This is a genomic window from Oricola sp., from assembly GCF_965230365.1.
Taxonomy (GTDB): Bacteria; Pseudomonadota; Alphaproteobacteria; order Rhizobiales; family Rhizobiaceae; genus Oricola.
The window spans coordinates 2,544,630-2,565,686 of record NZ_OZ246003.1 but is presented as its reverse complement, the minus strand read 5'-3'; the positions used below and the strand labels follow the sequence as shown (position 1 = coordinate 2,565,686).

Below are 21,057 nucleotides of genomic sequence, written 5' to 3'. Positions count from 1 at the left end.
ACCGCCTTTTAAGAATGGGAGCTATGCGTCAAGATGTTGTCGCATCACCAAAAACAGCAATTAACTTGATATCAGTTAACTATTGCCTGCATGCAGAATTACGATTTCATTCTGACGGGTCATGCCAAGCAAGCGCCGAGCCTGCTCATCGATCATGTCGCGGTCGAGCGACCCGTCGCGGAGCATTTTTGTGCGACGCTTCAGCTTGGCGCTTTCGCTCTGCAGCAGCGCCAGCTCGCTTTGCAGCGTGACGATACGCTCGGCATAGTTGCTTTGCGCCTCAAGCCCGAATGATCCACTGGTCGCGTGATGCGCGAAGTAACTGAGCACTGCCACTGCCAGAACCGGCATGACCAGATGACGCAATGGGGAATGGCGGCGGTGGCGTGTCCACATGATACGGAATACAAAGCCTCAAGCAGATCAGGCAAAGATATTCCGGTTTGGTTAAACGCACCTAAACAGCGAAATCGGAATGGGCGTTTTGTTGCCTCGGGAGCCGCCGGCGTGAACCGGCGGCATTCTCAGGCACGGGTGCCTTGCAATCAGTCACGCAGGATCGAGCGTCCGGCAAAGCTTGCCTGAGCGCCCAACTCCTCCTCGATGCGGATCAGCTGGTTGTACTTCGCCAACCGGTCGGAGCGTGCGAGCGAACCCGTCTTGATCTGCCCGCAGTTCGTGGCGACCGCGAGATCGGCAATCGTCGCGTCCTCGGTTTCGCCGGATCGGTGTGACATCACGGCTGAATAGGCCGCCTTGTGCGCGGTCTCGACAGCATCCAGCGTCTCGGTCAGCGACCCGATCTGATTGACCTTGACGAGGATCGAGTTGCCGACGCCCATCTTTATGCCGTCGCGCAGCCGGGCGGTATTCGTGACGAAAAGGTCGTCACCAACCAGTTGGCATTTCCCGCCGATCTTTTCGGTCAGGACTTTCCAGCCTTCCCAATCATCTTCGTGCATTCCGTCTTCGATGGAGATGATCGGATAGTTGGCGACGAGGTTGGCCAAATAGGCGGCGTTCTCCTCGGAGGTCAGGGACTTGCCCTCACCCGCCAGTTCGTACTTGCCATCCTTGTAGTATTCAGAGGCAGCACAATCGAGCGCCAGGCGGACATCGTCGCCGGGCGTGAAGCCGGCAGCGGTGACGGCCGACATAATGAAGTCGAGCGCTTCGTTTGTCGAACTCAGATTCGGCGCGAAACCGCCCTCGTCGCCGACACTTGTGTTGTGGCCGGCCTTATTGAGCGCCGACTTCAGCGTGTGGAAGATTTCGGAGCCAATCCTGACCGCGTCGGCAGCGCTCTCGGCACCCACCGGCATGATCATGAATTCCTGGATGTCGATCGGGTTGTCGGCATGCGCGCCGCCATTGATGATGTTCATCATCGGAACCGGCAGCACATGAGCATTGGTGCCGCCGACATAGCGGTAGAGCGGCATGCCGGAATAGGCAGCGGCGGCCTTTGCGACCGCAAGCGAAACACCGAGGATTGCGTTTGCGCCAAGACGTGCCTTGTTCGGCGTACCGTCAAGCTCGATCATGGTGGCATCTATCTTGGCCTGCTGCGTCGCATCCATGCCGCCGATGGCGTCGAAAATCGCCCCATTCACTGCCGAAACGGCTTTGGTGACACCCTTGCCTTTGTAACGGTCGCCACCGTCGCGCAATTCAACGGCTTCGTGAGCGCCTGTCGATGCGCCTGACGGGACGGCGGCCCGGCCGAGCGTTCCATCCTCCAGGATTACATCGACCTCCACAGTCGGGTTGCCGCGGCTATCGAAAATCTGACGGCCAATGATGTCCGCAATAGCGCTCATGATCCAGTCACTCCAGTTGGTGTTCGCGTCCGGCTTGCCTTAACGGAGCCGTGGTTAAAGTAAAACAGCCCTGCCGCGATAAAATGACAGCCGGGCCTTCAGCCTTCAGCGCGTTTGGCCACGGCATCGAAAGCCATGAGCGTGTCGATTAGGCGCGGCATGTCTGCGAGGCGCACCATGTTGGGGCCGTCGGACGGTGCGGTGTCAGGGTCTTGATGGGTCTCCACGAAAACGCCAGCGACACCCACGGCCACCGCGGCGCGCGCAAGCGTCTCTACGAAACGGCGTTCGCCGCCCGAAGTACCGCCCCGACCGCCCGGCTGCTGTACCGAGTGCGTCGCGTCGAAGATCACCGGCGCGCCGAACCCGGCCATTATCGGCAGCGAACGCATATCGGAAACCAGCGTGTTGTAACCGAAGGAAGCGCCACGCTCCGTCAGCATCACATTCGGATTGCCGGCGTCGACGACCTTGGCGAGCACGTTTTGCATGTCCCAGGGCGCCAGGAACTGGCCCTTCTTGACGTTGACCACCTTGCCGGTGCGTGCCGCTGCCAGCAGCAGGTCCGTCTGGCGGCATAGAAATGCCGGGATCTGCAAAACGTCCACGATCTCACCGACCACGGCGCACTGTTCTTCGGTATGGACGTCGGTCAGAACCGGAAGGCCGAATTCGCGCCGGATGTCGGCAAACACCTCAAGCCCGCGTTCAAGACCGATCCCGCGCTTGCTGGCGAGCGATGTGCGATTGGCCTTGTCGAAGGAGGATTTGTAGACGAGGCCGATCCCCGCCTCGCGGCACAATTGTTGCAAGGCACCGGCCATATCGAATGCATGCTCCCGGCTTTCCATCGCGCATGGCCCGGCGATCAATGCCAGATTTCCGCTGTTGGAGAAGCTCACATTGCCGGCGGTCACGACTGCGTTGGGCGTGATCATGTCAGTCTCGCTCACTGGTTGGGCGGCTCCCGGAAGGCGATGAAACAGCCCTGGCCGGGCGCGGCGGGCACAATCAGCGTGTCGATGCATTCGTGGAATTCGACACCGCGTTGCTCGAGCAGGTTGCGGACTTCGGGCAACGACCGGCAGCGCAAAACGAATCCCTCCAAACAAAGCCCGCGCCCGGCGGTTTTTCGTTCGCTACCGTAGTGGGCGGTCAGACCTTCCGGTGTCATGACATCGACAAGGCCGTTTGCTGCCGCGATTTGCATTCCGAAGGAGTGTGCCTCTGTCTCGCGATTCGATAGCACGGCCTGCAAGAGGTACTGGAAATCGGTCGGATTGGCTTCGCTCAAGACGACCTCCGCGATGCCGGATGCACCATTGTCGTGGACGCGAAGTTCCGACATATCGATCTGCGGCACGCGCACGCGCTCGCAAACGAAAAAGAACGCATCGGGCGACCGCAGATCGGCAGCGAAAGCGAGACGGAAACTTGCCGTTTCCGCGCGCCCGTCCGGCATTGTCATTCTGCGACCGAAAGCAAGCTTTCGTCCCGCCGATACGCCTTCCCGCTTGAAACGGTTGTGATCCCTGGTGGCGTCGGTAGTTGCCATTGCAAGCGCGGAAAAACCATCTTCGCCGCGGCGAAAACGATAGGCCTGATCGCGGGCCGTGAAGACATTACCCTTCGAGGCGGTTCGTTCGCAGGTCTCGCGCTGTGCGACGGCCAGCGGCTCCAGGAACGTTCCATCGGCGAAATAGACGCACGCGTTTTCGGTGCCGAAAGGATGGATCGCGTCCTGCGCGACGGTGAAACCCAGCGAGGACAATCGGACGCGTGTGACTGCCAGCGAACCGACCGGCAATACGACGTGGTCGATCGCAGCGGGATCATCGATGGTATCGGGGTTTTCCGGCATGGCGGAGATGTGCACGAAACAGCGCGGCCGTTCAAGCACTCATTGCCAGCGCGCCCGACGCCCCTATCTCAAGCCGGATAGCGGGAGAGACAGATATGAAAACAGGATTGCTTCGGTTGCTCGCGGGCGCTGCGATGATCGCGATGGCGGCAAACACGGTGCATGCTCAATCGCCCGATGAAAGCGCGGCACAGGACATAGTCACGCGGCAGCTTGAGGCGTTTCTCGCCGGCGACTTCGATGAAGCCTATTCCTATGCGTCGCCGGGCATCCGCAAGCTGTTTCCCAGCCTTGAGCAGTTCATGTCGATGGTGCGCACCGGCTATCTGCCGGTGCTGCGGCCAGGCAACTATGCCTTCGGCCGCATGGAGAACCTCGCCGATGGCCGGCTTGTCTGGGAGGTGCTGATCCAGGGACCGGGCGGTGAGGACTACACGGCTGTCTATTTCATGGAGCGACAAGGCGACGGATCGTGGAAGGTCGACGGCGTGAGCCTGCGCCGTGGCGCTGCCGGAATGACCTAGAGCGGGTCGATATCGCCACGCAGCCACGCGGCTTCGGTTTCGGCGGCAAATGCAGCGAAGCGTCCTTCCTCTATCGCGCCGCGAATGCCCTGCATCAGCTGCTGATAGTAGTGGATGTTGTTCCAGCTGAGCAGCATGGCGCCGAGATACTCGCCCGATCTGATCAGATGGTGCAGATACGCCCGCGAATAGTCGCGCGCCGCCGGGCAAGTCGACTCTTCGTCGAGCGGACGGTGGTCCTCGGCATGGCGGGCGTTCTTCAGGTTCACGCGCCCGCGCCGCGTGAACGCCAAACCGTGACGGCCGGAGCGGGTCGGCATGACGCAATCGAACATGTCTATCCCGCGTGCGACCGAGCGCAGGATATCCTGCGGCGTGCCGACGCCCATCAGGTAACGCGGCCGATCTGCCGGCAGGATCGGGCAGGTCGCCTGCAACATGGCGAGCATCACATCCTGCGGCTCGCCGACAGCGAGCCCGCCCACCGCATAGCCCTTGAGACCGAGAGCTGCCAATGCACGCGCCGATTCCTCGCGCATCCGTTCATCATCGCCACCCTGCACGATACCGAACATCGCCTTTTCTGGCTGATCGCCAAACGCGGTCTTGCAGCGCTCCGCCCAGCGAAGCGAAAGCTCCATCGCCTTTCGGATGTCGTCCGATCCGGCGGGGAGCGCCACGCACTCATCCAGCTGCATCTGGATGTCCGATCCGAGCAGCCCTTGGATCTCGATTGACCGCTCCGGCGTCATCTCGTGACGAGAGCCGTCAATATGTGACTGAAAAACCACGCCTTTCTCGCTCATCTGTCGCAGTCCAGCGAGCGACATGACTTGAAATCCACCGGAATCGGTGAGGATCGGATATGGCCAGCGAATGAATTCGTGCAGACCGCCCAGGCGCGCCACCCGTTCGGCGCCGGGCCGCAGCATAAGGTGGTAGGTGTTGCCCAAAATGATGTCGGCACCGGCATCGCGCACCTGGTCCAGATACATCGCCTTGACTGTGCCGACCGTTCCGACCGGCATGAACGCGGGCGTTCGGATCTCGCCTCGGGATGTCGTTACCGTTCCACGACGGGCATCGCCGTCGGTTGCGATCAGCTGGAAACCGAAATGAGCACTCATTCGGCGTTCTCCTGCGGGAACAGCAAGCAGGCGTCGCCGTAGGAGTAGAAGCGATATGCGTTGTCGATGGCGTGGCGGTAGGCCGCTTGCATGACTTCCAGCCCGCTGAAGGCCGAGACCAGCATGAACAGCGTGGATCGCGGCAGGTGGAAATTGGTCATCAGCGCATCGACCGCCTTGAAGCGATAACCCGGCGTGATGAAGATATCGGTAGCGCCCGACCACGGGTGGATGGTCCCGTCGTCAGCGGCCGCGCTTTCAAGCAGGCGAAGTGACGTTGTGCCGACCGCGATAATGCGGCCACCCTTCGCGCGGATATTGTTCAGCCGGCTCGCGGTTTCGCTGCTCACCTGCCCGATCTCCGAGTGCATCCGGTGATCCTCGGTGTCCGCGGCCTTGACCGGCAGAAACGTGCCTGCGCCGACATGCAGCGTCACGAATTCACGCGTGACCCCGCGCGCGTCCAGGCGATCGAACAGGTCAGGCGTAAAGTGCAAGCCGGCCGTCGGAGCGGCAACCGCCCCCTCCTCGCGCGCGTAGATCGTCTGGTAGTCGTCCCTGTCGCGCGCATCCTCGGGGCGTTTGGAGGCGATGTAGGGCGGCAACGGGACGTGCCCAACCCTCGCGAGCGCCGCATCAAGTTCGCGCCCGGCGACGTCGAACCTCAGTTCTGCTTCGCCATCATGACCCTTGGCAACAACGGTACAGTCGAGGGACGCTAGACCGTCGGCGCCCGATGCGAACCGAATTCGATCGTCCTGTTTCAGCTTCTTTGCGCCGCGAATGAAGGCTTTCCAGCGGTCGGACGCAACACGCATGTGAAGCGTTGCGCCGACATGCGCGGGCTCTCCGCCTGGCCGGTTGCGTACACCCTCAAGTTGGGCGGGGATGACCTTGGTGTCGTTGAACACCATCACGTCACCGGGTTCGAGGAGGTTCGGCAGATCGGTCACGCGCATGTCGTCAGCGCTTGCCGGCGGATGAACCACCAGCAATCGCGCGCTGTCGCGCGGTTCTGCCGGACGGATCGCTATGCGTTCATCCGGCAGGTCGAAGTCGAAAGCATCCACGCGCATCGGCAAACGGCGGGCAGACCGCCAGCGGTCAGAGGTCCGCGGCAACTTTCATCGAAACGATCGAATCCGGATCGCTGACCGGTTCGCCGCGCTTGATCTGGTCAACGTTCTCCATGCCCTCGATCACTTTGCCCCAGACCGTGTACTGACGGTCAAGGAACGACGCGTCCTCGAAGCAGATGAAAAATTGCGAGTTGGCCGAATCCGGATTCTGCGCGCGTGCCATGGAGCATACGCCGCGGCTATGGTTTTCGGTGTTGAATTCAGCCTTGAGATCCGGCTTCGACGAACCGCCCATGCCGGCGCGCGCCGGGTTGAACGATGCGCCGTTCTTGTTGCCGAACTTCACGTCGCCGGTCTGCGCCATGAAACCTTCGATCACGCGGTGAAAGACGACGCCGTCATACTCGCCCGCCCGCGCCAGTTCCTTGATCCGCTCGACGTGGCCGGGCGCAACATCGGGCCGCATGGCGATGACCACTTTGCCCTTGGTGGTTTCCATGACCAGCGTGTTTTCAGGATCGTCATACGACATCGATAATTCCTTTCGTGTTTCCGGTTGAGCCGGGCTTATTGCGCGTCGGCGGCAATGACAACCTTGATCATGCGATCGGGCGACGCGACGATACCGTTGTTGGCACGTGTGCCGGCTTTGATCTTATCGACATGCTCCATGCCCGATTCGACTATGCCGAATACGGTGTACTGCTCGTTCAGGAACTCGGCATTGTCGGTCACGATGAAGAACTGCGAGTTGGCCGAGTTCGGATTTTGTGCCCGGGCCATTCCGACGACGCCGCGAACGAATGGTTCTGCGGTGAACTCGGCCGGAAGATCGCCCATTTTCGATCCGCCGGTGCCGGTGCGCCGTGGATCGTAACCGTCTTCCATATCACCGAATTGGACATCGCCGGTCTGCGCCATGAAACCCGGGATGACACGGTGAAACGCGACATTGTCGTACTCGCCGTCCCTGACCAGCGTTTTGATGCGTTCGACATGCTGAGGCGCGAGATCGGGACGCAGGCGAATGCTCACATCACCATTGGCCAGAGAGATGATCATGGTGTTCTCGTCATCGGCCATTGCCGGCACCGAAGCGCCGAAACCGGCAGCGAAGACCATTGCGGCCAAAATGGCGCGTCGTGAGATAAGCATCTGAATCTCCGTTGATATCAGGATTTGCGATAGGTTTCGCGCAGCGCCTCGTGGACCGCCGGCGGAACGAAGGGCGATGTATCGCCACCCATTGCGGCTATCTGGCGAACCAATGTGGCGGTAATGAAGCGCGCATGCGGATGGGCCGGTAGGAACACAGTCTGGATGCGCGGCGCCATGATGCCGTTCATGCCCGACATCTGCATTTCGTAATCGAGATCGGTCCCGTCCCTGAGGCCGCGAATGATGGCGACGGCAGAGTGTTCGCGGGCCGCCTCGACGGCGAGCCCGGAAAAACTGACGATGTCCAGCCGCCCGGAATCCAGTTCGAGTGCGGATGCCGATTCGCGGATCAGTCGGACGCGCTCATCGAAATCGAACAGACCCTTCTTTCCCGGGTGGATGCCGATGGCAACCACCACCTGGTCGAACAATTGAAGCGCCGCATCGAGAATACCGATGTGGCCGTTGGTCAACGGATCGAACGAACCCGGATAAAAAGCAATGTGCTTAGCCATGGCCAAGCGTGTAACCCAGTTTGCGCGAGCGGAAAAGCCGCTTTACCCGCTCTCGCAAACAACCGGAAAAACGGACGTGCCTTCAAAAGAGAGAACGCCTGCCTCGGCGAACTGCTTGTCTCCCGAGGCCTGAAAAAGGCGAAGCGACACGACAATGCGTTCAGCATTCGGGTCGGAAAAGTCGGCGAGCACCTGTCGGTTGCCCATGAAGCCCTGCGCAAAAATGATTGGTATCTGCGTCCCGGTCGAATTGGTCGACCACACCGTATGGCCGTCTGTCGCCGTGGCATCCAAAACTGCGAGAAACGGCACCCTGCCAATACCGATATCGATCGAGGCTCCAGACCCGTCAGTCGCCTGGCAGAAGATCTCGCCTGTCGCCCATGCCGCGCGCGGCGCCATGACCATCGAGATTAACGACAGTGCCAGAAGAAGGTTTCCGGTCGTACGCGGCAACATTGCTGCCTCCTTGGTAACGACGCCCCGCCAACAGGATAACAGAACATGTGACGGATCGCACATCGCCGCGTTGGAAAATCCGGTTCTGTGGCTTCAACAAACAAGGAGCCCAACCATGATCGCACTGTTCGCTTTCTCCATGATGATCGTCACCGCCGGTTTTTCCATCGCATCGATGCGCCACCAGGCCTAAACCCTGCAACCGGAATCAAGATGCGCGGCGCGTCACCAGCATCCAGATGCCCCCACCGATCAGGCAAGTGCCGGAGATCCTCTCCAACAAGCGGATATTGCGCCGGTCCAGCCATCCGCCGGTCTTGCCGGCCGCTATCGCGTAGAGGCTGTCGCACACGGTCGCGATCAGCATGAATGTCAACCCGAGGACAATCGTCTGAGCCGACGCGCTGTCGGACGTCGAGACGAATTGCGGGATGAAGGCGCCGAACAGGAATAGCGCCTTCGGGTTCGACCAGATGACCAGAAAACCCTGCCAGAAATAGCCCCACCAGGACCGAAGCCGCGCAGTTTCGTCCGCCTCGCCAAGTGTTCCATCAGATCGCCACATCTTCCAGCCGAGCCAGATCAGATAGGCCGCACCGGCGATTTTCAGGAAAACAAACGCCTCGCCGACCACCGTCACCACAACGTTGAGGCCGGCTGCCAGAACAACAATCATGGTTAGTATGCCGAACTGCGTTCCGGCGACATTCGACATTCCGGCGCTGCTTCCCGCGCGCAGTGAATTCGCGATGATCACCGTTACCGACGGCCCCGGGACGATTACGATGATGAAACTCGCGACCGCGAAAGCGAACCATGCTGCGGGATCGATGAACATGAGCGTACCTTTCTTGCCGGGTTTCCCGGCAAGCAAAGACACGCTACATCACGGCTGTCACGCGTTTTCTGGAGGTTCGTCCGTTGTGATGGTTTCGCCGTCGTCGGCGTCGCCCTCTTCCTCCGGCTCGCGGATGCGCTCAACCGATACCACCCGTTCGCCCTTGGCGGTGTTGAAGATAGTAACACCCTTCGTCGCGCGCGACGCGAAGCGGATACCGTCCACCGGCACGCGGATGACCTGACCGGAATCCGCCACCAACATGATCTGGTCGCCGTCGTCGACGGGGAAAGTGGCGATGAGCGTACCGATTTCATCGGTCTTGGACGTGTCGGTCGCACGGATGCCCTTGCCGCCGCGTCCCGATGTCCGGAAATCGTAGGAGGAAGACCGCTTGCCGTATCCGAACTCCGATACCGTGAGAATGAACTGCTCACGCAACTGCAATTCCTCATAGCGCTCGTTTGAGAGTTCGCCCTCGCCTTCGACAACCTCGCCGACCAGTTCGATGACATCCTCGTCACCCTCGCCTTCGCCAACGCGGCGTTCGGCGGTCGAGCGCTTGAGATAGGCGGCGCGTTCCCAGGCTTCGGCGTTCACATGACCGACGATGGTCATCGATATGACCCGGTCGCCCTCGGCAAGCGAGATACCGCGCACCCCGACTGAGTTGCGGCCGGCAAAAACCCTGATTTCCGGAACGGCGAAGCGGATACACTGGCCGAATGAGGTCGTGAGCAGGACGTCGTCTTGTTCCGAGCAGGTTGCGACATTGAGGATCTCGCCGCCGTCATCCTCGAACTTCATCGCGATCTTGCCGTTTCGATTGACCTGGACGAAGTCCGACAGCTTGTTGCGGCGGACGGTGCCGTTCGTCGTCGCGAACATAACGTCCAGCTCGGCCCAGCTTTCCTCGTCTTCCGGCAACGGCATGATCGTCGTAATGCGTTCGTTTTCCTGCAACGGCAGCATGTTGCGCAGGAACTTGCCACGCGATTGCGGCGTCCCGATCGGGAGGCGCCAGACCTTCTCTTTATAGACGATGCCGCGAGACGAGAAGAACAGCACCGGTGTATGCGTGTTGGCAACGAATAGCCGGGTAACGAAGTCTTTGTCCTTGGTCGCCATACCCGAGCGGCCCTTGCCGCCGCGACGCTGCGCCCGGTAGGTATCGAGCGGAACACGCTTGATGTAGCCCTGATGGCTGAAGGTGACCACCATGTCCTCGCGGGCAATCAGGTCCTCGTCGTCCATATCCGGACCGCCTTCGGCGAGTTCGGTGCGTCGTGGCGTGCCGAATTCGTCGCGCACCGCAAACAGCTCATCCTTGACGATGCCCTGTATACGGGCGCGCGACGACAGGATGTCCAGATAATCTCGGATTTCGGTGCCGATCTTGTTCAGTTCGTCAGCAATCTCGTCGCGTCCAAGTGCTGTCAGCCTCTGCAGGCGCAGATCGAGGATGGCGCGGGCCTGTTCCTCCGACAACATGTAGGTGTTGTCTTCGGGATCGATGCCATGGCGCGGGTCGTCGATGAGCGCGATCAGCGGGGCCACATCGCGGGCGGGCCAGCGGCGGCTCATCAATTGCTCGCGCGCGGTCGCCGGATCGGGTGCATTGCGGATGAGTGCAATCACCTCGTCGATATTGGCAACGGCGATCGCCAGGCCGACGAGCACATGCGCCCGCTCGCGCGCCTTGCGCAGCAGGAACTTGGTACGCCGGCTGATGACGTCTTCGCGGAACGCCACAAAGGCGCGCAGCATGTCGAGTAGCGTCATCTGCTCCGGCTTGCCGCCATTCAGCGCCACCATGTTGGCGCCGAACGAAGTCTGCAGCGGCGTGAAGCGATAGAGTTGATTGAGCACAACGTCAGCGACGGCGTCGCGCTTCAGTTCGACGACGACCCGGTAACCCTGCCGGTCGGATTCATCGCGGATATCGGAGATGCCCTCGATGCGCTTCTCGCGCACCAGTTCGGCCATTTTCTCGATCATCCCCGCCTTGTTGACCTGGTAGGGAACCTCGGTAATCACGATGGCCTCGCGATCGTTGCGGATCGGCTCGATTGCGGCGCGGCCCCGCATGACGATCGAGCCGCGGCCCGTATCGTAGGCGGAGCGTATTCCGGCTCGGCCGAGTACGATGCCGCCGGTCGGGAAATCCGGCCCCGGAATGATGCCCATCATCTCGACCAGATCGATCGCCGGATTGTCGATCAGGGCGATGCAGCCGTCTATGACTTCCGAGAGATTGTGCGGCGGGATGTTGGTCGCCATGCCGACCGCGATGCCGCCCGAACCGTTGGCGAGAAGGTTCGGGAAACGCGCCGGCAGCACCATCGGCTCGCGGTCCGACGCGTCGTAGTTGTCCTGGAAATCGACTGTTTCCTTGTCGATGTCCTCCAGCAGTTCGTGGGCGACTTTTTCAAGGCGGGATTCGGTGTACCGCATCGCGGCCGGCGGATCGCCATCAATGGAACCGAAATTGCCCTGCCCGTCGACCAGCGGCACGCGCAGCGACCAGTCCTGGGCCATGCGCACCATCGCGTCGTAGATCGCCGCGTCGCCATGCGGGTGATATTTACCCATGACATCGCCGACGATACGCGAAGATTTCACGTATTTGCGGTTCCAGTGAAAACCGCCTTCATGCATGGCATAGAGAATGCGCCGATGCACCGGCTTCAGGCCGTCGCGCACATCCGGCAACGCGCGGCTCACGATCACGCTCATCGCGTAATCGAGATAAGACCGCTGCATTTCCTCCAGGATTGAGACGGGTTCGATGCCGGAACCGCCGTCCGAACCCGAAATGGGTGTTTCGTCGCTCAAATCTGTCTGGCTTTAGCTGTTGAGAATCATTCCCGCGAGACTAGCGGATCGCATTTCAAAAAGCGAATAACCGCACCCGTTCCTACCGGCTTTTCCACCCCATGTACAATGATCATCAATGTCATTCCGGTAGCGCCGCCAGACAGGCCCGCGCAGATGTTGCCACCATCCGCCTTTCAGTTGCGCACGCTGTCGACCAGATAGGGTTTCGGCCACCGAGTGCAAGGAGAGACTGGACCGTGCGCGTTCCGCAGTTGAAGATGTAGCAATGCTCGATCCGAGAAACATAATCGCGCAACTTGAAAAATGCGACGCCATGAGCCGCAAAGACCTGCGCTCCTACCAGGAAGCACTGCTTGCCATGGTGCTCTGCCGCGCGCGCGAATACGTAAAGCTCTACCAGGATCGTCTCGATCCGGTTTTTGGCAGGGACGGAAAGATCGACTTCACGCGTTGGACGGACATTCCTGTGCTGACCAAGGAAGAGCTAATCGCATGCGGCGACGACAAGTTCGACAACGATCTTCCCGATGCACAGAAGCCGTTCGAATGGAGCGCCACATCCGGCACCACCGGCAAACCGTTTCTTGCAGCCAAGACACGCTCTTCGCTTCTGATGGCAGCTTGCATCAATGAAAGGTTGATCGCGCTGGGCGAGCTCGACACGCGAAAGCCACTTGCCACAATTCGCTATTCGAAGGATCCGGAGCTGACGTTTCCTGATGGCAAGACCACACGCGGCTGGTCGCTTCACGCCCCGGGGGCGCTATCGCATACACTCTCGCAAGAGACGTCGACCGACCAGCAGATCGACTGGCTGCAACACCGAAAACCGGCCTATCTTACCGCCTATCCCAGCGTCGCTGCCGAAATAGCCCTGGTCATGGGCGCCGATGCCCGGCGACTTGGTATCGAGGCGGTTTTGACATTTGGAGAAGCCGTTCTCGACGATCAGCGAATGGCGATCACCGAGTATCTCGGCGCCCGCGTCGTTGATGCATATTCGGCGCAAGAAACCGGATACATTGCGCTGCAATGCCCGGTATCGGGCGACTATCACACGGTGTCCGGCGCCGTACACTTGGAGATTGCAGACCAGGATGGTAAACTGGTGCCTGCCGGTACAGAAGGCGACATACTGATAACGCCCTTTCACAATGCCGTCATGCCGCTGATCAGGTATCGCATAGGAGATCGAGGCGTAATGGCTGCAGGCCGCTGCGGTTGCGGACGCACGTCGCCACGGCTGCGGACAATCGGCGGGCGTTCGCGCGACATGTTCCACTATGCGGATGGCAGTCACCGATTCGCGAACATCGCGATGTCCGATCTCCAGGCCGCAGTACCGCTGCTACAGTACCAGCTTGTTCAACATCAGCCGACCGATGTTGAACTCCGATATGTACCCGATCCGGCGCGCACCGGGGAGCCGGACTTGGAAGCGCTCGCAAGAATCGCCCGAAGAGACCTGCACGAAAGCGTCGTTATCCGAGTGAAACCGGTGGATGCCATTTCGCGGACCGTATCGGGAAAATTCGCGCGAACACGGCGCATGTTCTGACTTCCCGCGCGCAACTGACCCGAACCTGACAGGCTGCAACTGCGACAATAGTGCCACAGTCGGAGACAATTTTTTCCCCAACGTCATAAATTGCAGCCATCGTGACTTCCCTTACGTTATCTGCGTTTACTAACATGCAAGAAACGGCTCCGCAGAGAGACGAAGAAGGGGTATCGAATGGCGCATCGCAGGCATGGCCGCCTGTCTCGGCTACAATCCACGGCTTCAGTCATTGCCATAGGATCGATCGTTTCCATGGCAGCGGTTCCGGCCTTTTCTCAAACACAAGGCAATCCGGCGAACGCTGGAAGTGGAGCGGGCCTGGGCTTGGCCCAATTTGCCGAGATGTTCTTCGGCGACTTCGAGGTCACGCCCTATGCCGGGGTGGGTTTCGTCGGCGGAGCCAAATACAACATCTCGGGCTTCGCTGGCGAAACGGCAACCGGCGGCCTGATCAATCCGGCGTTCCAGCTTGAGGTTTCTGCCGAAGGCAGGGTCTACTACGGAGGCGTCGATGTCACGAACCGGCCATCAGTCAAGGAATGGCTCGACCGGCAGGGCGACATACAGCCCGGTTTTTACCGCGACTTCGCCGGCTTGTCTGTTGAAGTCGGCCAGGTGAGCGTCGAAGGCCGATCGGCATTCAACGGTTCCGTGGACAATTTTGGCATACCGGGGGTCGGAGACGCTTTCGGCTCTTTTGTGAACTCGCCGGGGAACATCACCGGTAACGCTGGGGTTGACTACCAGGAGACCTATCTAAAGCTCGAAACGCGTCTAGGTCGGTACTGGATAACGGAAACGCCGTCCAGTTTTGCGCCTCGTGCCGGTCTGTCCATTGCCGGGCTCGCCGGGCTGCACCTTGCCGGACGGAACACGGACATACGCCACAACGTCGATGCTTCCTTCCCGGCATTCGGCGTGAACGGCATTCTGAATGCGCGATACTTCACGGACGTCGAAGACAACGGTGTCATACCCTATCTCGGTGTCGATTTTGGCCAGGACTGGCCACTTAAGAATGGCGCCGTCCTCCGAACCGGGATCACAGCCCGCGGCGGTCTATCGTTCAATCGCTGGAACGCAGTGGATACCCTGTCTGCAGAGGGACTGGGCAGCATCGATCGCTACAATCACGCCAATCTGAAGGGCTCCAGCACCAGCGGTTACGGATCAGTTTCGGGACATGTCGGTGTCGACTTCGCGACGGGTTGGTCGGCACAGGTCGACGCTGGAATCCAGCACGGACTGATACGCAGCCCGAAAGTCTTCCGGCCCGACTCCGTCGAGGTGTCGCCGGGCAATTTCGAACTGCGTGATCCGGACATCAGCTTTGATGCGGAAACCACATACACGCTCTCTTTCAGCATGCGCCACAGGTTCTGACGGGAAAGATGCCGCGATTTCGAAGTGCCGCTTGTCGCATTCCCGCCTGACCAGCCTCAAACCGGATCATATGTGCTTGCGCCGCTTATCGATTGATCTATAGGCACAGCCATGGATGCCGATCTGCTCATCAACGCCGTCGTGACCCTGTTCGTTACGATCGATCCGCCCGGCTTGGCGCCGCTGTTTCTCGCGATCACCGCGGGCATGAACCGCGCCGAGCGGCGGCAGGTGGCATTGCGCGCGACGCTGATCGCGGCATGCGTATTTGTGGTCTTTGCGATTGCTGGGACGCTGATCCTGGCCCTTTTTGGGGTGACACTAGCGGCGTTTCGCGTAGCTGGCGGACTGCTGCTGTTCTGGATCGCGTTCGAGATGGTTTTCGAGCGCCGCCAGGAGCGGCATGAAAACACAGCGCGGCGCGCCATGACGCAGGACGAGATTCATAGCGTGTCGGTGTTTCCCCTCGCCATTCCGCTGCTCGCGGGGCCAGGCGCCATCTCGGCGACCATTCTGTTGTCGGGCCAGTTCGAAGGCATTGGCGGTCGTGCGGCTCTGATCGGGATTATCCTGTCGATCGTCCTGCTGACCTACGGCGTGTTCCTGCTCGCCGAACGGGTCGAGGGTCTGCTTGGCAATACGGGGCGCACCGTGCTGACCCGTCTGCTGGGCGTCATCCTGTCGGCGCTTGCCGTCCAGTTCGTCGCCGATGGCGTCAAGGCGCTGATCGCCGCCTGATCGCTCTAGCGCAACGCATCCAGATCGACTTCCAGTGTCTTGCCGCCATAGCCATGCACGCTGTCATGCGCCCGGACCGTGACCGTATCGATGCTGTCGGGAATATGCACCCCACCGAGCGACCGGGTAAACGGCTGCTCGTTGTCGTGCGGATGCAACAACACGCGCTCGCCATATACGGTCCCGTCAGGACCGACTATGTCCCACTTGTCGGCGTAGTGGTCCCAGCCGGCGTCATCATGCCTGACCGTCACGTCGAAACGCCATGTACCGTCGGCGCCCATGCGACCCCCGGCATCCACGACATCAGCCTCGCCGGCAAACACCTGCGTCAGCGACAGGAGGATCGCCGCCAGGCTGATCGTTACCACCAAGGCGGCGGTTCGATCCCTCTTTGAGCGAGACTGTGGATACAAGGTCGCTCCAATCAGGGGTTAGAACGGGATTTCGTCATCCATGTCGCGAACGAAGTCATTGCCGCCCGACTGCTGACCACCGGACGATCCGCCACGGTCGTTGCCATAGCCGCCGCTCACACGCTGCTGACCGCCGCCATAGGCGCCCTCGCCTTCACCGCGGCTATCGAGCATCTGCAATTCGCCGCGGAACCGTTGCAACACGATTTCCGTGGTGTAGCGGTCCTGACCGTTCTGGTCGGTCCACTTGCGGGTCTGCAGCTGGCCTTCGATATAGACCTTGCTGCCCTTCTTCAGATAGTTCTCGGCGACTTTGGCAAGGTTGTCGTTGAAGATCACGACACGGTGCCATTCCGTGCGTTCCCGCCTGTCGCCGCTGCTCTTGTCGCGCCACTGTTCGGAGGTCGCTACCGACAGATTGACGACCGGTTCACCGGAATTGAGCCGCCGGATCTCCGGATCCGCCCCGAGATTACCGACCAGAATGACCTTGTTGACGCTACCCGCCATGACGCGCGACTCCCGCAAGAATAATCGAATTCGCCGCTGACCCTAAACAAGCGCGCCGACGCGCTCCACATGCGGCGGCTCTGTCCACAGGGTCTTTTTGTTCTTGTATTGTTCTAGTGCGCGTGCGACACGCTTGTCAAGCGTACTTCGCGAGTCGGGGAAAGTCAGCAGAGTAACCGTCTTCGTCTCGACATCTCGGACCCATCGCTTAAATGGGAGTGATACGCGGCCAACCGCATCAGGCACGATCCATGACAGACCAGAAGTACATTTCAGTCCGGGGTGCCCGCGAGCACAACCTGAAGAATGTCGACCTCGATTTGCCACGCGACAAGCTGATCGTGATGACCGGCATGTCGGGGTCGGGCAAGTCTTCGCTGGCGTTCGATACGATCTATGCGGAAGGCCAGCGGCGCTATGTCGAGAGCCTGTCTGCCTATGCGCGTCAGTTTCTGGAGATGATGCAGAAACCGGATGTCGACCAGATCGACGGACTGTCGCCTGCCATCTCAATCGAGCAGAAGACGACATCGCGCAATCCTCGCTCCACGGTTGGCACGGTCACCGAAATCTACGACTACATGCGCCTGCTGTTCGCGCGGGTCGGCGTCCCGATTTCGCCCACGACGGGACTGCCCATCGAAAGCCAGACCGTCAGCCAGATGGTCGACCGGCTGATGACGCTCGACGAAGGCAGCCGGCTATACATTCTCGCGCCCATCGTGCGTGGCCGCAAGGGTGAGTACCGCAAGGAATTCGCCGAGCTGATGAAGAAGGGCTTCCAGCGGGTCAAGGTGGATGGCGAGTTCTACGAGATAGCCGACGTGCCGGCGCTCGACAAGAAATACAAGCACGACATCGATGTCGTCGTGGACCGTGTCGTGGTGCGCGACGGTATCGTCTCACGGCTGGCCGACAGCCTGGAGACGGCGCTTGGCCTGTCCGACGGTCTTGCGGTCGCGGAGTTCGCCGACAAGCCCCTGCCCGCAGACGATACCGGCCCGGATGCCGTCAACAAGTCGAAGAACGAAACGCACGAACGTGTCGTCTTCTCGGAGAAGTTCGCCTGTCCTGTCTCGGGATTCACGATCCCGGAAGTCGAGCCTCGGCTGTTTTCGTTCAACAATCCGTTCGGCGCGTGTCCGGCTTGCGACGGGCTTGGCGTGCAGAAGAAGATCGACCGCGCGTTGGTTGTTCCCAATCGCGATGCTGTCGTGCATGACGGCGCGATCGCGCCCTGGGCGAAATCCAGTTCGCCCTACTACAAGCAAACGCTCGAGGCGCTCGGCAAGACCTACGGTTTCAAGATCACCGACAAGTGGTCGTCTCTGCCCGAAGCGGCCCGCGACGCGATCCTCTACGGGACCGGAAAGCAGCAGATCGATTTCGTCTATGACGACGGCTTGCGGTCCTACAAGACGACCAAGACCTTCGAGGGCGTCATTCCCAATCTGGAGCGGCGCTGGAAAGAAACAGACTCGTCATGGGCGCGCGAGGAGATCGAGCGCTACATGTCGGCCACGCCATGCGAGCGATGCAACGGGCAGCGGCTCAAGCCGGAGGCGCTGGCGGTCAAGATCGACGGGTTGAACATCTCGCAGGTGACCGAGTTCTCGATCCGCAATGCGGTTCGCTGGTTCGATGAAGTCGAAGGAAGCTTCTCCGAGAAGCAGGCCGAAATCGCACACCGCATCCTCAAGGAGATCCGCGAAAGGCTGCGTTTCCTGAATGACGTCGGCCTGGATTACCTGACACTGTCGCGAAATTCGGGAACACTGTCCGGCGGCGAAAGCCAGCGTATCCGGCTGGCGTCGCAGATCGGTTCGGGCCTGACCGGCGTGCTTTACGTGCTCGACGAACCATCAATCGGACTGCACCAGCGCGACAATGCACGCTTGCTGGACACGCTTCGGCATCTCCGCGATCTCGGCAATACGGTGATTGTCGTCGAGCATGACGAGGACGCGATCCTGTCCGCCGACCACGTTGTCGACATCGGCCCGCAGGCCGGCGTCCACGGCGGGCGGATCATCGCATCCGGCGCACCCGGCGAAATCATGAGCAACCCGGCCTCGCTGACGGGGCAGTATCTTTCCGGTGCGTTGGCGATCCCCGCGCCGGAAGAACGGCGCGAAATCAAGAAAGGCCGCGCCATCACGGTGTCAGGCGCGCGCGGCAACAACCTGCAGGACGTGACGGCCGAGATTCCGCTCGGCACATTCACCTGCGTGACCGGCGTTTCCGGCGGCGGCAAATCGACCTTCCTGATCGAGACGCTCTACAAGGCGGCGGCGCGGCGCATCAACGGCGCGCGCGAAGTGCCCTCCGAGCACGACAGCATCGAAGGGCTGGAGTTCCTCGACAAGGTCATCGATATCGACCAGTCGCCGATCGGCCGCACACCGCGCTCCAACCCGGCGACCTACACCGGCGCGTTCACGCCGATCCGCGACTGGTTCGCGCAATTGCCGGAGGCCAAGGCGCGCGGCTATCAGCCGGGCCGTTTTTCGTTCAACGTCAAGGGCGGCCGCTGCGAAGCGTGTCAGGGCGACGGCGTCATCAAGATCGAGATGCACTTCCTGCCGGATGTTTACGTGACCTGCGATGTCTGCCATGGCAAGCGCTACAATCGTGAAACGCTGGAAGTGCTGTTCAAGGGCAAGTCGATCTCCGATGTCCTGGACATGACCGTCGAGGAAGGTGTGGAGTTCTTCGCCGCGGTCCCTGCGGTGCGCGACAAGCTGGTGACGCTCAACCGGGTCGGCCTCGGCTACATCAAGATCGGTCAGCAGGCGACGACCCTGTCGGGCGGCGAAGCGCAGCGCATCAAGCTCGCAAAGGAACTGTCGCGGCGCGCGACAGGCCGGACGCTCTACATCCTCGACGAGCCGACAACCGGCCTGCACTTCCATGACGTCGCCAAGCTGCTCGATGTGCTGCACGAATTGGTCGATGCCGGCAATACGGTTGTTGTCATCGAGCACAATCTTGAAGTCATCAAAACAGCCGACTGGATCATCGACCTCGGACCGGAAGGTGGCGACGGCGGTGGCGAGATCGTGGCCGTGGGACGCCCCGAGGATGTAGTCCACGAAGAGCGGTCCTACACCGGCCGGTTCTTGAAAGAGCTGCTGGACCGGCGGCCGCAAAAACGGATCGAGGCCGCCGAGTAGCCGGTTGACGGAACGGCCCGGCGCGGTGTTCAACTTTGGCGATGCGCTATGCCGAAACAATCATCGTTGGTGGCGGCCCGGCCGGCAGCACCTGTGCAGCCGAACTGGTCAAACGGGGCCAGGATGTCCTTGTGCTCGACAAGGCGGGATTTCCACGTCTGAAGCTGTGCGCCGGGTGGATCACGCAGAAGGCCGTTGACGATCTCGGCGAGACGCTGGACGGGTATCCGCACCCGATCCTGAAACTCGACATCCGCACCTATTTTCCGAAAATCCCGTTCGGGCTGAACTGGTTTCCGACACCGGCGGCAAACTATTCGATACGGCGCACCGAGTTCGATCACTGGTTGCTTGAACGATCGCGCGCGCCTGTCGAGAAACACGCCGTCAAGGCGATCGTCCGCGATGGAGAAGGCTATGTCATCGACGATACCTATCGCTGCCGCTATCTCGTCGGTGCCGGCGGCACGATGTGTCCGGTCCGGCGCAATCTGTTCGATGGCACACCCCGGAAATCTCTGCAGATCGCGACGCTGGAGAAAGAGTTCCCCCTCCCCGAGCGGTCGGATCGCTGTCATCTCTACTTCTTCCGGCGTGGATTGCGAGGCTACGCCTGGTTCGTACCGAAGGGCAATGGTCACGTGAACATCGGGCTCGGCGGCAAGAGCAAGTACTTCAAGAACTCGGGCACGAACATTCATGACCATTTTCGAGACTTTCTCGGCGACCTGGTCGTCCAGGGATTGCTCGACGAAAAGACGGCCGGCTCGATGAAGGCGACCGGGCACCCCTACTTCATGTTCGCCTATGAGGGTGACGTGCGCCGCGACAATTGCTTCCTGATCGGTGACAGTGCCGGCCTTGCCTCGATCGATCTCGGCGAAGGGATCGGGCCGGCGATCGAAAGCGGCATGATGGCAGCGGCAGCGATCTGCGGCGATGGTGTCTACACCCGCGCCGGCATCACGCATTACTCTCTGGGTGGCGTTCCGCTGAGATTGATGCAGCGCTTCTACAGGCCGAAGGGCCGGATGCCGCAAGCCAATTGACGGCAATC

At 60.7% G+C, this 21,057-nt stretch carries 20 protein-coding genes; 6 read left to right on the top strand and 14 right to left on the bottom strand.

Annotated features, from left to right (window positions below):
- Positions 1-75 precede the first annotated feature (75 nt).
- From ACO06R_RS12430 to ACO06R_RS12415, 4 genes are all read right to left on the bottom strand, one after another.
- A complete protein-coding gene (locus ACO06R_RS12430) occupies positions 76-351 on the bottom strand; it encodes an FtsB family cell division protein (RefSeq protein WP_421850187.1) in 276 nt (91 codons plus the stop codon).
- Positions 352-545: 194 nt separating this feature from the next.
- Positions 546-1,820, bottom strand: a complete 1,275-nt coding sequence (gene eno / locus ACO06R_RS12425) for a phosphopyruvate hydratase (protein WP_421850184.1) — start codon at positions 1,818-1,820, stop codon at positions 546-548.
- A 98-nt stretch (positions 1,821-1,918) separates the two neighbouring features.
- A complete protein-coding gene (gene kdsA / locus ACO06R_RS12420) occupies positions 1,919-2,758 on the bottom strand; it encodes a 3-deoxy-8-phosphooctulonate synthase (protein ID WP_421859373.1) in 840 nt (279 codons plus the stop codon).
- Positions 2,759-2,769: 11 nt separating this feature from the next.
- Entirely contained in the window at positions 2,770-3,681 is a 912-nt protein-coding gene (locus ACO06R_RS12415; protein ID WP_421859370.1) for a VOC family protein, read from the bottom strand.
- Positions 3,682-3,776: 95 nt separating this feature from the next.
- Between ACO06R_RS12415 and ACO06R_RS12410 the strand changes: the two genes are divergently transcribed.
- Complete coding sequence (locus ACO06R_RS12410) at positions 3,777-4,205, top strand: DUF4864 domain-containing protein (RefSeq protein ID WP_421850181.1); 429 nt, start codon at positions 3,777-3,779, stop codon at positions 4,203-4,205.
- Here the strand turns inward: ACO06R_RS12410 and tgt are convergent.
- The 8 genes from tgt to gyrA form a co-directional block, all read right to left on the bottom strand.
- Positions 4,202-5,332: a tRNA guanosine(34) transglycosylase Tgt gene (tgt, locus tag ACO06R_RS12405; protein WP_421850178.1), complete on the bottom strand. Its 1,131-nt coding sequence runs from the start codon at positions 5,330-5,332 to the stop codon at positions 4,202-4,204. The two genes, ACO06R_RS12410 and tgt, sit on opposite strands and share 4 nt — an antisense overlap.
- A complete protein-coding gene (gene queA / locus ACO06R_RS12400) occupies positions 5,329-6,408 on the bottom strand; it encodes a tRNA preQ1(34) S-adenosylmethionine ribosyltransferase-isomerase QueA (RefSeq protein ID WP_421850175.1) in 1,080 nt (359 codons plus the stop codon). The genes tgt and queA overlap by 4 nt, the downstream gene beginning before the upstream one ends.
- A 28-nt stretch (positions 6,409-6,436) precedes the next feature.
- On the bottom strand, positions 6,437-6,943 hold the full coding sequence (locus ACO06R_RS12395) for a peptidylprolyl isomerase (RefSeq protein ID WP_421850173.1): 507 nt from the start codon (positions 6,941-6,943) through the stop codon (positions 6,437-6,439).
- 35 nt (positions 6,944-6,978) lie between these two features.
- Positions 6,979-7,566, bottom strand: a complete 588-nt coding sequence (locus ACO06R_RS12390; protein ID WP_421850170.1) for a peptidylprolyl isomerase — start codon at positions 7,564-7,566, stop codon at positions 6,979-6,981.
- 17 nt (positions 7,567-7,583) lie between these two features.
- Positions 7,584-8,084, bottom strand: a complete 501-nt coding sequence (coaD, locus tag ACO06R_RS12385) for a pantetheine-phosphate adenylyltransferase (RefSeq protein WP_421850166.1) — start codon at positions 8,082-8,084, stop codon at positions 7,584-7,586.
- 42 nt (positions 8,085-8,126) lie between these two features.
- Entirely contained in the window at positions 8,127-8,543 is a 417-nt protein-coding gene (locus tag ACO06R_RS12380; RefSeq protein ID WP_421850164.1) for a hypothetical protein, read from the bottom strand.
- Between the two features lie 208 nt (positions 8,544-8,751).
- A complete protein-coding gene (locus ACO06R_RS12375; protein ID WP_421850161.1) occupies positions 8,752-9,381 on the bottom strand; it encodes a LysE family translocator in 630 nt (209 codons plus the stop codon).
- 57 nt (positions 9,382-9,438) lie between these two features.
- On the bottom strand, positions 9,439-12,216 hold the full coding sequence (gene gyrA, locus ACO06R_RS12370; RefSeq protein WP_421850158.1) for a DNA gyrase subunit A: 2,778 nt from the start codon (positions 12,214-12,216) through the stop codon (positions 9,439-9,441).
- Between the two features lie 316 nt (positions 12,217-12,532).
- Here gyrA and ACO06R_RS12365 point away from each other — a divergent pair, with 316 nt between their 5' ends.
- From ACO06R_RS12365 to ACO06R_RS12355, 3 genes are all read left to right on the top strand, one after another.
- Positions 12,533-13,777, top strand: coding sequence for a phenylacetate--CoA ligase family protein (locus ACO06R_RS12365; RefSeq protein WP_421850155.1), 1,245 nt, complete (start codon positions 12,533-12,535; stop codon positions 13,775-13,777).
- Positions 13,778-14,104: 327 nt separating this feature from the next.
- Complete coding sequence (locus ACO06R_RS12360; protein ID WP_421850152.1) at positions 14,105-15,163, top strand: hypothetical protein; 1,059 nt, start codon at positions 14,105-14,107, stop codon at positions 15,161-15,163.
- Between the two features lie 111 nt (positions 15,164-15,274).
- Positions 15,275-15,901: a MarC family protein gene (locus ACO06R_RS12355; RefSeq protein ID WP_421850149.1), complete on the top strand. Its 627-nt coding sequence runs from the start codon at positions 15,275-15,277 to the stop codon at positions 15,899-15,901.
- Positions 15,902-15,906: 5 nt separating this feature from the next.
- Here the strand turns inward: ACO06R_RS12355 and ACO06R_RS12350 are convergent, their stop codons facing one another.
- Both ACO06R_RS12350 and ssb read right to left on the bottom strand, forming a co-directional pair.
- A complete protein-coding gene (locus tag ACO06R_RS12350) occupies positions 15,907-16,272 on the bottom strand; it encodes a hypothetical protein (RefSeq protein ID WP_421859367.1) in 366 nt (121 codons plus the stop codon).
- Between the two features lie 63 nt (positions 16,273-16,335).
- Positions 16,336-16,827: a single-stranded DNA-binding protein gene (ssb, locus tag ACO06R_RS12345; protein ID WP_421850146.1), complete on the bottom strand. Its 492-nt coding sequence runs from the start codon at positions 16,825-16,827 to the stop codon at positions 16,336-16,338.
- A gap of 251 nt (positions 16,828-17,078) precedes the next feature.
- Between ssb and uvrA the strand changes: the two genes are divergently transcribed.
- Both uvrA and ACO06R_RS12335 read left to right on the top strand, forming a co-directional pair.
- A complete protein-coding gene (gene uvrA, locus ACO06R_RS12340) occupies positions 17,079-20,000 on the top strand; it encodes an excinuclease ABC subunit UvrA (protein WP_421850143.1) in 2,922 nt (973 codons plus the stop codon).
- 41 nt (positions 20,001-20,041) lie between these two features.
- Positions 20,042-21,049 carry an NAD(P)/FAD-dependent oxidoreductase gene (locus ACO06R_RS12335; RefSeq protein ID WP_421859364.1) on the top strand — a complete coding sequence of 336 codons (1,008 nt, stop codon included), beginning with the start codon at positions 20,042-20,044 and terminating at the stop codon, positions 21,047-21,049.
- The last annotated feature ends 8 nt before the right edge of the window (positions 21,050-21,057 follow it).